Here is a 13,404-nt window from a genome sequence, read left to right on the forward strand (position 1 = left end):
GAGATGACTATCGTGTCAATGCTCCGCGTTGACATGCAGTTCGTGACGCTTTGCGTCACAGATCGGCGCCGCGCTGCCGTCTCAAGATCGGACGCGGAGCGTCCAGGACTGCGCTACCACGCGGAGCGTGGGAGCGATGATCATCATCGACACAACGAACGACACGACAAACAAAAACGCCCCGAGCGAGTCGGGGCGTTTTTAGTGTTGCGTGGCTATCAGCTGTCGCGATTGCGGGTCAGCAGCGCCGGTTTTTCACCGCGTGGGCGTGTTGGCAACTGGTCCAGTTGCTCGGCAGACGGGAAACGGTCGATCTTGGATTCCTTGTGCACGATCTTCGGCTGAGGCTGACCGTCGCGCGGGGCACGCACGGCTGGCTCCTGACCTTCACGTGGCAAAGGCTGGTCTTCACGTGCCGGACGACGACCGCGCGGCTGGCCATCACGCGAACGCGGAGCCGACGAACCCGAACCGTTGCGCTTTGGCGCGCCAGTACCGGAGCCGTTACGAGCGCCGCCCGCAGGTCGACCCGAATTGGCTGGGCGAGCTGCGCCGCCAGCAGCCGGTGCTGCACCGGGCGCGGCCGCAGGGCGACGACCACGGTTCTGGCCTTTGCCCTGATAAGGACTGACGTAGTCAGCACGATTGCCGAAGTTGTCTACTTCGTCGTCGCGGAACTCGTCCGGCGCACGATCGGCTGCCGGGCGCGGTATGGATGGCTGCGATGCACGCTGTTCGCTGCGAGGCGTGCCCTCACGAGGTTTTTTTTCGCGTGGCTGCCTTGCAGGGCGTTCGCCAGTGGCGGCTGCAGCGGCAGGTTTTTCCTTGCCTTTGTCCTTGCCCTTGTCGCGACGACCGCCGTTGTTCTTGTCGCCGGCAGGACGTGCACCACGAGAGTTGCGAACATCCGGACGCTCACGCACTTCCGGTTTTTCAGCCTCGACTGCGGTGATGTCGAAGCCCATCAGGTCGCCATCGGCGATCTTCTGTTTAGTCATGCGCTCGATGCTTTTGAGCAGCTTCTCTTCGTCCGGCGCAACCAGGGAAATGGCTTCGCCCGAACGACCGGCCCGGCCGGTACGACCGATACGGTGAACGTAGTCTTCGTCGACGTTGGGCAGCTCGAAGTTGACGACATGCGGCAGCTGGTCGATATCCAGGCCGCGTGCGGCGATATCGGTCGCAACCATGATGCGTACATCACCTGCCTTGAAGTCGGCCAGAGCCTTGGTACGGGCGTTCTGGCTCTTGTTGCCGTGGATCGCGACAGCCGCGAGGCCGTGCTTGTCCAGGTACTCGGCCAGACGGTTGGCACCGTGCTTGGTGCGGGTGAAGACCAGCACCTGTTCCCAGGCACCGACGGTAATCAGGTGCGCCAGCAGTGAACGCTTGTGGTTGGCGGCAAGGCGGAAAACCCGTTGCTCGATACGTTCGACCGTGGTGTTCGGCGGCGTGACTTCGATGCGCTCTGGGTTGTGCAGCAGCTTGCCGGCCAACGACGTGATGTCATTGGAGAAGGTAGCCGAGAACAGCAGGTTCTGGCGCTTGGCCGGCAGCCGCGCGAGGACCTTCTTGACGTCATGGACGAAGCCCATGTCGAGCATCCGGTCTGCTTCATCGAGCACCAGGATTTCGACGTGGGACAAATCGACACTGCCTTGACCGGCCAGATCGAGCAGGCGGCCGGGGCAGGCCACCAGGACGTCCACGCCACGGGACATGGCCTGAACCTGAGGGTTCATGCCGACGCCGCCGAAGATGCAGGCGCTGACGAACTTCAGGTCGCGGGCATAGAGCTTGAAGCTCTCGTGCACTTGTGCGGCCAGTTCGCGGGTGGGGGTCAGGACCAGAACGCGCGGTTGGCGCGGGCCATGACGCTGGGATTTGTCCGGAACACCATTGGGAAACAGCCGCTCCAGAATAGGGAGGGCGAAACCGCCGGTTTTACCAGTACCGGTCTGTGCCGCAACCATCAGATCGCGACCTTGCAACACGGCGGGAATGGCCCGCTGTTGCACTGGGGTAGGCTGGGTATAGCCCGCTGCCTCGATGGCGCGGACTAAAGCCTCGGAGAGACCGAGGGAAGCAAAGGACATGAGTAATCCTGTTCTGTTGGAGCTTAAGCTCAAGGGATGTCTTGCCTGGCGCGAATGGCGTGTAAAGACAACGCGATCCCGTCCGGTCCTGCCGGGTCTTCAGTGCATCTCGTGACGTCTGCGCTTGATGAAAATTGCGCTGTTGGCGTGAACGAGTGACGATTGCAAGACCGGGCCTCCGGGCGTAAGCCTGGCGGGAAGGCTGGAGTATAACAGAGCGAACGCAATACGCCGCTTTCCTGCTGCCCAACGGTGTATCAGGCCGCGATCTCCGGGGATTCGCCCGACAGATCGCGGCTTTACAGCGGTATCAGCGTGGCAATTGCAGGTTATTCCACACGGCCAGGCTCGATTCTGCCTGGTTCAGGGTGTAGAAGTGCAGGCCAGGGGCGCCGCCTTGCAGCAGTCGTTCACACATCTGCGTGATGACTTCTTCGCCAAACGCCTGAATGCTTTGCACGTCATCGCCATAGGCTTCCAGCTGTTTGCGGATCCAGCGCGGGATTTCCGCACCGCACGCATCCGAAAAGCGTGCGAGCTTGCTGTAGTTGGTGATCGGCATGATGCCCGGCACGATCGGAATGCTTACGCCCATCTTCTCGACCCGCTCGACGAAGTTGAAATAGCTGTCGGCGTTGAAGAAGTATTGCGTGATCGCACTGTCGGCGCCGGCGTTGGCCTTGTTGACGAAGTGCTTGAGGTCGTCCTCGAAATTGCGCGCCTGCGGATGCATTTCCGGGTAGGCGGCGACTTCGATGTGGAAATGGCTGCCGCTTTCCTGGCGAATGAAGCTCACCAGGTCATTGGCGTGACGCAACTCACCGCTGGCCATGCCCATGCCGGAAGGCAGGTCGCCGCGCAGTGCCACGATGCGTTTGATGCCCGCATCCTTGTACTGCGCCAACAGGTTGCGCAGGTCGTCCTTGCTGTCGCCCACGCAGGACAAATGCGGCGCAGCAGGGACTTTGATCTCGTTTTCCAGCTGCAGCACGGTATTGAGCGTGCGGTCGCGGGTCGAGCCACCGGCACCATAGGTGCAGGAGAAAAAATCGGGGTTGTACGTAGCGAGCTGACGAGCAACGGTCAGCAGCTTTTCATGTCCAGCGTCGGTCTTGGTAGGAAAGAACTCGAAGCTGAAGCGGCGTTCTTGGCTCATGGAGGCCGATCTCGATATAGAAACGAACACATACTTTGTAGGAGCGGACTTGTCCGCGAAGGCTTTATTTCAGACGCTGCATCTTGATTGAATGCACAGGCCCCTTCGCGGACAAGTCCGCTCCCACAGATAATTGCCAACTGAGAGAGTGAGAGGCGTCAGGAACGCCGCGCACTCTTCACAGAATATCAATCAGTAGCGATACGCGTGCGGCTTGAACGGACCTTCGACGGTCACGCCGATGTAATCGGCCTGAGTCTTGGTCAGCTTGGTCACAACGCCGCCGAAGCCGCGGACCATTTCCAGGGCCACTTCTTCGTCGAGTTTCTTCGGCAGCACTTCAACGGTCAGACGCTCGGCCTTTTTGGCGGGAGCCAGGTCAGCGTATTTCTGCTCGAAGAGGAAGATCTGCGCCAGAACCTGGTTGGCGAACGAGCCATCCATGATGCGGCTTGGGTGGCCAGTGGCGTTACCCAGGTTGACCAGACGGCCTTCGGCCAGCAGGATCAGGTAGTCGTCGTTCTGTGCGTCGAACGAGCCTGGGCCGGTGCGATGGATCTTGTGAACCTGTGGCTTCACTTCTTCCCATGCCCAGTTCTTGCGCATGAAAGCGGTGTCGATTTCGTTGTCGAAGTGACCGATGTTGCACACCACAGCGCGTTTTTTCAGCGCTTTGAGCATGTTCGAATCACAAACGTTGACGTTACCGGTGGTGGTCACGATCAGGTCGATCTTGCCCAACAGAGCCTTGTCGATGCTTGCTTCGGTGCCGTCGTTTTCGCCGTCGATGAATGGCGAGACCAGCTCGAAACCGTCCATGCAGGCCTGCATGGCGCAGATCGGGTCGACTTCGGTCACTTTGACGATCATGCCTTCCTGATGCAGGGACTGGGCCGAGCCCTTGCCCACGTCACCGTAGCCGATCACCAGCGCCTGCTTGCCGGACAGCAAGTGGTCGGTGCCGCGCTTGATGGCGTCGTTCAGGCTGTGACGGCAGCCGTACTTGTTGTCGTTCTTGCTCTTGGTCACCGAGTCATTGACGTTGATGGCCGGGATTTTCAGCTCGCCCTTGGCCAGCATGTCCAGCAGGCGGTGAACACCCGTGGTGGTTTCTTCGGTGACGCCGTGGATCTTGTCCAGCATCGCCGGGTATTTCTTGTGGATGATCTCGGTCAGGTCGCCGCCGTCGTCGAGGATCATGTTGGCGTCCCATGGCTGGCCATCCTTGAGGATGGTCTGCTCGATGCACCACTCGTATTCTTCTTCGGTTTCGCCCTTCCAGGCGAACACAGGAATGCCGGCAGCGGCAATGGCCGCAGCAGCCTGGTCCTGAGTGGAGAAAATGTTGCACGACGACCAGCGAACTTCGGCACCCAGGGCAACCAGGGTTTCGATCAGCACGGCGGTCTGAATGGTCATGTGGATGCAGCCGAGAATTTTCGCGCCCTTGAGCGGCTGGTCACCGGCGTATTTGCGGCGCAGACCCATCAGGGCAGGCATTTCGGATTCGGCAATGATGGTTTCGCGACGACCCCAGGCGGCCAGGGAAATGTCGGCAACCTTGTAGTCATTAAATTCTGCGGGCGTGATTACAGCACTCATTGAGAGTCTCCATTCCATAAAAATGCGAATGGGCGCCGTTGTGCGTTTAAGGTTTGCCGGTCGAGGATCGTCCTGGCAAACAACGCCCCATCCGAGCCTGACAGGGAAAACCTGCTGCAGCGCCCCTCGGACAGGTGGCGGGAACGGTATCAAGCGTGGATGACCGTTTTGAAACGTTGGGCAGTATAGCTGCGCTCGCGATTCTTCCCAAGGCTTTCTGTCGGTTTAAGGGCCACACAATTGCCATCTGTCTGTAATCGAGTCGATGCACATTCGCTATGACACAGGCATGGGCGCGGGCCGTCGGCTCTGCCATCATGCACGTCTCTACCGGCCAGACGCTCAGGAGTGAACATGAATTTCCACACCCGCAAGTGGGTCAAGCCCGAAGACCTCAACCCCAACGGCACGTTGTTCGGCGGTAGCCTGCTGCGCTGGATCGATGAAGAAGCGGCGATCTACGCGATCGTTCAACTGGGTAATCAGCGGGTGGTAACCAAGTACATCTCTGAAATCAACTTTGTCAGCGCCTCGCGTCAGGGCGACATCATTGAGCTAGGCATCACCGCCACAGAATTCGGCCGCACCTCGATCACCCTCAAGTGCCAGGTGCGCAACAAGATCACCCGCAAAAGCATTTTGACTGTCGAGAAGATCGTCTTCGTCAACCTCGACGAAGACGGCCAGCCAGCGCCGCATGGCCGGACTGAAATCCGCTATATAAAGGACCAGTTCGACGTAGAGGATTGATACCTCTTCAAGATCGGACGCGGAGCGTCCAGAACGGCATGCGACGCGGAGCGTCGCACGATAGTGTTCCCCCGGGCACGACAGTTACAGAATGATCGTTCCTCACGCTCCGCGTGGGAATGCCGTTCACGACGCTCCGCGTCGTCTATCCCGAGTGTTTCAGCCCTTGGCTTGTAGCTCGCGCAACCACGCCAGACCAACGCTGGTGTCGCCTTTCGGACGGTATTCGCAGCCGATCCAGCCGCTGTAGCCCAACTCGTCGATCACATTGAACAGGTGTTCGTAGTTCAGCTCGCCAAGGTTCGGCTCATAGCGGTCCGGGACGCCTGCAATCTGAATATGGCCAATGCCCGCAAAGTCCCGGCGCAGTTTGCTGGTCAGGTCGCCTTCGACGATCTGGCAGTGGTAGCAGTCGAACTGCACCTTCAGATTGTCAGCGCCCACCAGTCTGCAGATTTCCTGTGCCTGATCCTGACGATTGAGGAAGAAGCCCGGCATGTCGCGGGTGTTGATCGGCTCGATCAGAATCGTGACGCCTGCGCCCTTGGCTTGCTCAGCCGCGAACGCGAGGTTTTCCAGATAGACCGCCTGATGACGCTCACGCAAGCTTTCATCGGCCAGCAAGCCAGCCATGACATGCACTCGGTCATTGCCCAGCACCTGTGCGTACTCCAGCGCCCGCTCGATACCGCTGCGAAATTCCGCTTCACGACCCGGCAGCGTGGCAATGCCTCGCTCGCCTGCTTCCCAGTCGCCTGGCGGGGCGTTGAACAGCGCCTGCACCAGACCGTTGTCGCTCAGGCGCTGCTTGAGTTCCTGAGGGCTATAGGCGTAGGGGAACAGGTACTCGACCGCGCCGAAACCATCGGCTGCGGCTGCGGCAAAGCGCTCAAGAAAATCATGCTGCGGGTACAGCATGCTGAGGTTGGCGGCAAAACGAGGCATGTTAACTCCAGTCTTCAAAGGGTCAGACGAATGGCCAAAGCAGCAGGGTGATCACGAAGCCCAGTGTGCCCAGCAGCGTGACCAGTACGGTCCAGGTGCGCAAGCCGTCGGCGACGTTGAGGCCTGCCAGCTTGGTGAACATCCAGTAACCGGCATCATTGATGTGCGACATGGCCAGACCGCCACCGCCCATCGCCAGGCACAATAGAGCCAGGTGGTTGGCGCTCAGGTCCAGCGTGGCGATCAGCGGGCTGAGAATGCCTGCAGTGGTCACCAGTGCAACGGTGGTCGAACCCTGAACAGCGCGCAGCAGCAGGGTCAGCAGGAAGCCCAGCGCGAGTACCGGCAGACCGGTGTTACGCAGCGCCTCGGAGACCACCGCACCAATGCCGGTGTCGACCAGCACCTTGCCAAACACGCCACCGGCACCGGCAATCAGAATCACCATCGCCACACCCGGCAAGGCCGAGCCGATCACATCGGACACCTGAGTGCGGCTCCAGCCACGACGCGAGCCCAACAACCAGGCGCACAGCAGGGTATCTATCAGCAATGCCACAAGCGGCGCACCGAGAACGGTCAGCACTGCACGCAGCGTGGACGTGGCTGGCAGCATGGTGGTGGCCAGGGTGCCCATCAGAATCAGCACGATCGGCAACAGAATGAGCGCGATGATCAGCCCGAAACCCGGTGCAGGTGCTGGCGGCAGTTTGCTCGCCAGGCTGCTGGCGGTCTCTTCTGCGCCCAGGGTTCTGGTTTCAGTGGCTTCACGCACAGCGGAATAATCGTTGCGCGCCCAGGCTTCCAGGTCTTCGTTGGTAACGTGCGGGCCGTAGACTTCGGCGCGAATATCGTCGGTCATCGGGTAGGTCTTGCGGGTCATGCGCCCCGCGACGAAATAGCCGATCATGCACAGTACAGCAACGATCGGAATGCCCAGCATCAGCACCCGGCCCAGGTCCGCGCCCAACTGGCTGGCAGCGGCTACCGCGCCGGGGTGCGGCGGCAGGAACGCGTGCACGGCAAGCAAGGCTGCGCACATTGGCAGCGCGAAAATCAGCAGCGGCTTGCGTGCCGCCCGTGCCACGCCGTATGCCAACGGCATGAGGATGATCACGCCGACCTCGAAGAACACCGGAATACCGACCATGAAACCCGCAACGGTCAGCGCCAGAGGCGTGCGCTTGTTGCCGAAGCGGTTGATCAGGGTTTTGGCCAGCGCCTCGGCCCCGCCCGACAGCTCGATGATGCGTCCGATCATCGCGCCCAAAGCGATGATGATCGCGATGTGGCCAAGGGTCTTGCCCATGCCGCCTTCAATGGTGGTAACCAGATCGGCCGGTTTAACACCGGCGACCAGCGCCACGATAATGCTGACCAGCATCAGGGCGACGAAGGGCTGGAATTTGTACTTGAGCACCAGAAACAACAGCAGTGCGATGCCCGCACCGGCCACGACCATCAACATGAGCGGCGTCATGCCCGTGCACTCCGGTCGATGGTGGTAAAGACTGACAACGAAACAGCGGGGGAGGGGTGAGTCATGCTCTCGATTCCTGTTGTTATTGTTTTTCGACCGGGAGGTGCAGCGCGCCCCCCGATCACCGTGTGCTCGTTACCACCTGGCGCCGAACACCTGACGCAGCTCTTCAAGCGCCGTCGGGTCCAGCGGTGCAGGTTTGGGGTTGCTCATCAGCCACAGACGCGCTGTTTCTTCCAGCTCTTCCAGGGCGTAGCAGGCCTTGGCCACCGAGCTTTCCCAGACCACCGGGCCGAGCCGCTCGAGCATCACGCCGCGCACACTGTTGGCCAGTTCCGCCACGCGCTCGGCGACTTTCGGCGAGCCCGGACGCTCGTAAGGGATCAGCGGGATATGCCCGACCTTCATGACCTGATACGGCGTCAGCGGCGGCAGAATGTCGTCTTCGCGCCATACGCCCGCCAGGGTCAGCGCCACCAGATGCGTCGAGTGGGTGTGCACCACGCCGCCGACCTCAGGGTTGCGGTCGTAGACTTCGCGGTGCAGGGCCAGGGTCTTGGACGGCTTGCTACCGGATACCCATTCACCGGCCAGATTGACCTTGGCGATATCGGCCGGGTCCATGCGGCCCAGGCAGGCATCGGTCGGGGTAATCAGCCAGCCGTCGTCGAGTCGTGCGCTGATGTTGCCGGCGCTGCCCACCGTATAGCCACGGCCATACAGCAGACGGCCGACGTCGCAGATTTCCTGACGCAATGCGTTTTCGTCGATCATCAGGCCGCCCCCGCCAGTTGCTTGAGGGCTTTGGCGAAGAAGTCGCGAGCGCCGAAATTACCGGACTTGAGCGCCAGTGCCAGCGGTTGCACGCCGCTGCTGACTGTGGCCGGAACGCCCGGATCGATCTGTGCGCCGATCTGCAACAGTTGCACGCCCAGCGCCTGAACCACGGCACCGGAGGTTTCGCCACCGGCGACCACAAAGCGGCGCACACCAGCGTTCAGCAGCCCTTTGGCGATCTCGCCCAACGCGGCTTCGACCATTGCACCGGAGCGTTCAACACCCAGCTCTTTCTGCACGGCTTTGACTTCATCCGGCGTACTGGTGGCGTAGATCAACACGGTTTGCCCGGCGTCTCTGGCAAAGGCCAGCGCCTGCTCGACCACCGGCTTGCCTGCGGCCAGATCCAGCGGATTGATGCGCAGTGCAGGGCGATTGTCTTCCAGCCAGGCCGCGACCTGGCCATTGGTGGCAACCGAAGCGCTGCCCGCCAACACCACTTCGCCGCCACTGATGGCGACCTGTTTGGCGGCATCGATATCGCGCAGCTTGCCTGCCTTGCGGAAGTTACCCGGCAGGCCCAGCGCCAGACCCGAGCCACCGGTCAGCAGCGGCAAGTCGGCGCAGGCTTCGCCCAGGGTGTACAAATCGGCATCCGACAGGGCATCGGCGATCGCCATGCTCACACCTTCGGCGCGCAGCTCGGCAATTCTGTTGCGCACGCCTTCGACGCCCTGGGCAATGCTGTCATAGCGCAATAGGCCGACCTTGTGGCGGGTCTGCGCTTGCAGCACACGCACCAGATTGGCGTCGGTCATGGGCGTCAGCGGGTGGTTCTGCATGCCCGATTCGCTGAGTAACTGGTCCTGTACGAACAGATGGCCACGGAAAATCGTGCGGCCATTTTCCGGGAAGGCCGGGCAGGCGAGGGTGAAGTCGCTGTCCAGTTGCTCCAGCAGTGCTTCGCTGACCTGGCCGATGTTACCCGCGGCGGTGGAATCGAAGGTCGAGCAGTATTTGAAGAAGATCTGCTCGCAGCCGCGCTCGCGCAGCCATTCCAGCGCAGCGAGGGATTCAGCCACCGCGTCGGCGCTTGGTGTGGTACGCGATTTCAGGGCGATGACAATCGCGTCGGCGTCCAGGCCGGCAGCCATTTCGGCGCTGGGGATGCCGATGCTCTGCACGGTGCGCATACCGCCGCGCACCAGCATGTTGGCCAGGTCGGTCGCGCCGGTGAAGTCATCGGCAATGCAGCCCAGCAGCGGGCGAGCGTTGTTCAGGCTCATCAGTCGCTCCTCAGGCTTTTTCTGGCTTGGCTTTCGGCAATTCGATGCCCGGGAAAATCTTGATCACCGCCGAGTCATCCTCGCGGCCGAAACCGGCGCTGGAGGCCTGCATGAACATCTGGTGCGCGGTGGCCGACAGCGGCAGCGGGAATTTGCTGCTGCGCGCGGTATCCAGCACCAGGCCGAGGTCCTTGACGAAGATATCCACAGCCGACAGCGGCGTGTAATCGGCGTTGAGGATGTGCGGCACGCGGTTCTCGAACATCCACGAGTTACCGGCACTGTTGGTGATCACTTCGTACAGCGCGTCAGCATCGACGCCTTCACGCAGGCCGAGGGCCATGGCTTCGGCGCTGGCTGCGATGTGTACGCCAGCGAGCAACTGATTGATGATTTTGACTTTCGAGCCCAGCCCGTGGACGTCGCCCAGGCGATAGACCTTGCCGGCCATGCCATTGAGGATGGCTTCGGCCTTGGCGTAAGTCTCGGCCGGGCCGGAGGTCATCATGGTCATCTGGCCAGCGGCGGCCTTGGCGGCGCCGCCGGAGATCGGTGCATCGAGGTACAGCAGGTTCTGTGCGGCCAGACGCTCGCCCAGTTCGACGGCGAAGGTTGGCGCGACAGTGGCGCAACCGATGACCAGACTGCCCGGACGCAGCGCCGCGACCGCGCCGTTTTCACCAAACAGGACGGTTTCGGTCTGCTCGGCATTGACCACGACGGTAATGATCACATCGCAGGCAGCGGCCATGCTGGCTGGGGATTGGCAGGCAACGCCGCCTTCCTGGGCAAACGCTTCGGTCACGCTGCTGCGCACATCGCAGGCATGCACAGTGAAGCCGCTACGCAGCAACGAGCGGGCAATGCCCAGACCCATCGCACCGAGGCCGATAACGCCAACGTTTTTGCTGGTCATGCAGTAATCCTCAAAGTCAGTGCCGATGCCTGTGTCGCTGGCATTCAAGCGTTATTGTTCTGATCTGTGAATCGGATAGTGAGTCAATGAGTAAATAATGTGAAGTATTTTTATTTTTCACAAAAATTAACATCGATAGGCTTTTTCCATCGCGCACAAAAAAGCCCCTGTGCGGGGCTTGATTGATGTGAGCCAATATTCTGCGCGTTGCGCAGCCCTTCAAGGGGTCAGAACTTCGGCACTGGCGCGCTGGTGGCGTTTCTCAAAGAACCGCTTTCCTGACGCACGACTTCTTTGGGCTTGTACGCGCAATAACCGGGACGCGGTCCGACTTTCGGGTGGTTGCGGCAGGTGTCCGGGCGCTTGTCATAGATGGTGCACAGGCGGCTTTTACGGTCCAGGTACAGGCAGTCGTTGTTGCTCATGCGCTGCAACGTGAAGATTTCCGACTTCTGGTTGTAACGCTCGACGATGCCTTCTTTCTGCAGACGTTTGGCGATGTTCTTCGCCGGATCGCCGCGCTCGAACTCATCGACGATGCCGATGCGGATCAGGTCCTTGATCTTCACTTCTACCGGCAACGTGCAGCAACTGGACACGCAGCCCCCGCACATGTGGCTGGAGTATTTGGCCCAGGTGTCGATGCGATCGAGTTCTGCGGCGGCGATCAAGGTGGGTTTCATTTTATTTCAGAATTCCGGGTGTATCGGGGCGCGCGATCATACCGGTCCGCGGCCATTTGCAGTAAGTAAAAATTGCCGAGGCGACTGTCGGTCAGTCAGGGCGGGGCGTAATCGGTGGGGATGCGCATGCCTGCCGAGCGCATTCGGTCAGCAGGCATGGCGTAAAGGGCGAACTCAGGACTTGAGCTTGTCGTCAGCCCTGAACATGCTGCGGATGCCGCGCACGGCCTGGCGGATACGGTCCTGGTTCTCGATCAGGGCGAAGCGCACATGATCGTCGCCGTACTCACCGAAACCGATGCCCGGCGAGACACACACCTTGGCTTCGGCCAGCAGCTTCTTGGCGAACTCCAGCGAGCCCAGATGCGCGTAGGCTTCTGGAATCTTCGCCCAGACGTACATCGACGCCTTGGGGTTTTCGACCATCCAACCCAATTCGTGCAAGCCTTTGACCAGCACGTTGCGGCGCTGGCGATACTGCTCGGCAATGTCGAGCACGCACTGCTGATCGCCTTCCAGCGCGGCAATCGCCGCCACCTGCAGTGGCGTGAAGGTACCGTAGTCGTGGTAACTCTTGATCCGCGCCAGTGCATTCACCAGTTCGGGGTTGCCGACCATGAAGCCAATCCGCCAGCCCGCCATGTTGTAGCTCTTGGACAGGGTGAAGAACTCGACTGCAATGTCCTTGGCGCCCGGCACCTGCATGATCGACGGGGCTTTCCAGCCGTCGTAGACGATGTCGGCGTACGCCAGATCGTGAACCACCAGCACGTCATACTGCTTGGCCAGCGCCACCACGCGCTCGAAGAAATCCAGCTCCACGCATTGCGCCGTCGGGTTGGACGGGAAGCCCAGAATCATCATCTTCGGCTTGGGAATCGAGCCGCGAATGGCTTTTTCCAGTTCGTCGAAGAAGTCCACGCCTGGCACCAGCGGCACTGATCGCACCTGGGCGCCGGCAATCACGGCACCGTAGATGTGAATCGGGTAACTGGGGTTGGGCACCAGCACCGTGTCGCCCTGATCCAGCGTGGCGAGCATCAGGTGGGCCAGGCCTTCCTTGGAACCAATGGTCACGATCGCTTCGCTTTCAGGGTCGATGTCGACCTCGTAGCGCTTCTTGTACCAGTTGGAAATGGCCCGGCGCAGGCGCGGAATGCCCCGCGAGGTGGAGTAGCCGTGGGTGTCTTCGCGCTGGGCGACGGTGATCAGTTTTTCGACAATGTGCGGCGGTGTGGCCCCGTCGGGGTTGCCCATGCTCAGGTCGATAATGTCCTCACCGCGACGACGAGCAGCCATTTTCAGCTCGGCGGTGATGTTGAACACATAAGGGGGGAGTCGATCGATGCGCGCAAAGCGGCGCGGCGAACCTTGGTCAGCCATGAGTATCTCGCAAACGTAAGCGCCCGGAACCGTCCGAGCGACGTGGCCACATGAGGCGGCCTGCCGAGGAAGATAGATGGGCTGACAGCCTTTTGTCCATCGGGATTTGCAACGCCGTGCCAAGACCGATATTCGGACCCCACCAAACCACCCGGCGGTGTAGAATCGGCGCTATTCATCGCCAGTCATCCCCGGCGGGTTTATGAGCTCAGGCCGAATACACGGTGATCCCGTGGTGTTCGGTTTCTTCGCTGCCTGCGGTCACTGCCGCTCGTTCGCGACGTCAATAGAAGCTCACTCCCTTCCTGATCAGCCTTATTTTTGCCGGAG

11 protein-coding genes and 1 riboswitch are annotated in these 13,404 nt (G+C 60.8%); of the genes, 1 reads left to right on the plus strand and 10 read right to left on the minus strand.

Annotation, left to right across the window (positions count from 1 at the left end; genetic code table 11):
* Positions 1 to 218 precede the first annotated feature (218 nt).
* The 3 genes from rhlE2 to ahcY form a co-directional block, all read right to left on the minus strand.
* Complete coding sequence (rhlE2, locus tag AC4ANE_RS02380) at positions 219 to 2,096, minus strand: RNA helicase RhlE2 (protein ID WP_002551708.1); 1,878 nt, start codon at positions 2,094 to 2,096, stop codon at positions 219 to 221.
* Positions 2,097 to 2,406: 310 nt separating this feature from the next.
* Positions 2,407 to 3,252 carry a methylenetetrahydrofolate reductase [NAD(P)H] gene (gene metF, locus AC4ANE_RS02385; protein WP_002551709.1) on the minus strand — a complete coding sequence of 282 codons (846 nt, stop codon included), beginning with the start codon at positions 3,250 to 3,252 and terminating at the stop codon, positions 2,407 to 2,409.
* A gap of 192 nt (positions 3,253 to 3,444) precedes the next feature.
* A complete protein-coding gene (ahcY, locus tag AC4ANE_RS02390) occupies positions 3,445 to 4,854 on the minus strand; it encodes an adenosylhomocysteinase (RefSeq protein WP_031595025.1) in 1,410 nt (469 codons plus the stop codon).
* A gap of 23 nt (positions 4,855 to 4,877) precedes the next feature.
* A riboswitch (S-adenosyl-L-homocysteine riboswitch) is annotated at positions 4,878 to 4,988 on the minus strand.
* A 220-nt stretch (positions 4,989 to 5,208) separates the two neighbouring features.
* On the opposite strand from ahcY, the gene AC4ANE_RS02395 reads away from it, so the two are divergent.
* Positions 5,209 to 5,604, plus strand: a complete 396-nt coding sequence (locus tag AC4ANE_RS02395; RefSeq protein WP_002551711.1) for an acyl-CoA thioesterase — start codon at positions 5,209 to 5,211, stop codon at positions 5,602 to 5,604.
* A 159-nt stretch (positions 5,605 to 5,763) separates the two neighbouring features.
* On the opposite strand, the gene otnI is transcribed toward AC4ANE_RS02395, so the two are convergent.
* The 7 genes from otnI to alaC form a co-directional block, all read right to left on the minus strand.
* On the minus strand, positions 5,764 to 6,549 hold the full coding sequence (otnI, locus tag AC4ANE_RS02400) for a 2-oxo-tetronate isomerase (protein ID WP_031595023.1): 786 nt from the start codon (positions 6,547 to 6,549) through the stop codon (positions 5,764 to 5,766).
* A gap of 22 nt (positions 6,550 to 6,571) precedes the next feature.
* Complete coding sequence (locus AC4ANE_RS02405) at positions 6,572 to 8,029, minus strand: GntP family transporter (protein ID WP_002551713.1); 1,458 nt, start codon at positions 8,027 to 8,029, stop codon at positions 6,572 to 6,574.
* A 135-nt stretch (positions 8,030 to 8,164) separates the two neighbouring features.
* Positions 8,165 to 8,803 (minus strand): 3-oxo-tetronate 4-phosphate decarboxylase, encoded by a 639-nt coding sequence (gene otnC / locus AC4ANE_RS02410; RefSeq protein WP_002551714.1) that lies wholly within the window; start codon positions 8,801 to 8,803, stop codon positions 8,165 to 8,167.
* Positions 8,803 to 10,092, minus strand: coding sequence for a 3-oxo-tetronate kinase (gene otnK / locus AC4ANE_RS02415; RefSeq protein WP_002551715.1), 1,290 nt, complete (start codon positions 10,090 to 10,092; stop codon positions 8,803 to 8,805). Before otnK ends, otnC begins: the two co-directional genes overlap by 1 nt.
* Positions 10,093 to 10,102: 10 nt before the next feature.
* Positions 10,103 to 11,008 (minus strand): L-threonate dehydrogenase, encoded by a 906-nt coding sequence (ltnD, locus tag AC4ANE_RS02420; protein WP_031595019.1) that lies wholly within the window; start codon positions 11,006 to 11,008, stop codon positions 10,103 to 10,105.
* A gap of 227 nt (positions 11,009 to 11,235) precedes the next feature.
* A complete protein-coding gene (locus AC4ANE_RS02425) occupies positions 11,236 to 11,691 on the minus strand; it encodes a YkgJ family cysteine cluster protein (RefSeq protein WP_002551717.1) in 456 nt (151 codons plus the stop codon).
* A gap of 174 nt (positions 11,692 to 11,865) precedes the next feature.
* Positions 11,866 to 13,074 (minus strand): alanine transaminase, encoded by a 1,209-nt coding sequence (alaC, locus tag AC4ANE_RS02430; protein WP_002551718.1) that lies wholly within the window; start codon positions 13,072 to 13,074, stop codon positions 11,866 to 11,868.
* Positions 13,075 to 13,404: the final 330 nt, after the last annotated feature.

Source organism: Pseudomonas sp. Pme6b (genome assembly GCF_058129925.1).

Coding starts and splice junctions, on each gene's coding strand:
- rhlE2 (WP_002551708.1), bottom strand. CDS start 2,096: ATGTCCTTTGCTTCCCTCGGTCTCTCCGAGGCTTTAGTCCGCGCCATC.
- metF (WP_002551709.1), bottom strand. CDS start 3,252: ATGAGCCAAGAACGCCGCTTCAGCTTCGAGTTCTTTCCTACCAAGACC.
- ahcY (WP_031595025.1), bottom strand. CDS start 4,854: ATGAGTGCTGTAATCACGCCCGCAGAATTTAATGACTACAAGGTTGCC.
- AC4ANE_RS02395 (WP_002551711.1), top strand. CDS start 5,209: ATGAATTTCCACACCCGCAAGTGGGTCAAGCCCGAAGACCTCAACCCC.
- otnI (WP_031595023.1), bottom strand. CDS start 6,549: ATGCCTCGTTTTGCCGCCAACCTCAGCATGCTGTACCCGCAGCATGAT.
- AC4ANE_RS02405 (WP_002551713.1), bottom strand. CDS start 8,029: ATGACGCCGCTCATGTTGATGGTCGTGGCCGGTGCGGGCATCGCACTG.
- otnC (WP_002551714.1), bottom strand. CDS start 8,803: ATGATCGACGAAAACGCATTGCGTCAGGAAATCTGCGACGTCGGCCGT.
- otnK (WP_002551715.1), bottom strand. CDS start 10,092: ATGAGCCTGAACAACGCTCGCCCGCTGCTGGGCTGCATTGCCGATGAC.
- ltnD (WP_031595019.1), bottom strand. CDS start 11,008: ATGACCAGCAAAAACGTTGGCGTTATCGGCCTCGGTGCGATGGGTCTG.
- AC4ANE_RS02425 (WP_002551717.1), bottom strand. CDS start 11,691: ATGAAACCCACCTTGATCGCCGCCGCAGAACTCGATCGCATCGACACC.
- alaC (WP_002551718.1), bottom strand. CDS start 13,074: ATGGCTGACCAAGGTTCGCCGCGCCGCTTTGCGCGCATCGATCGACTC.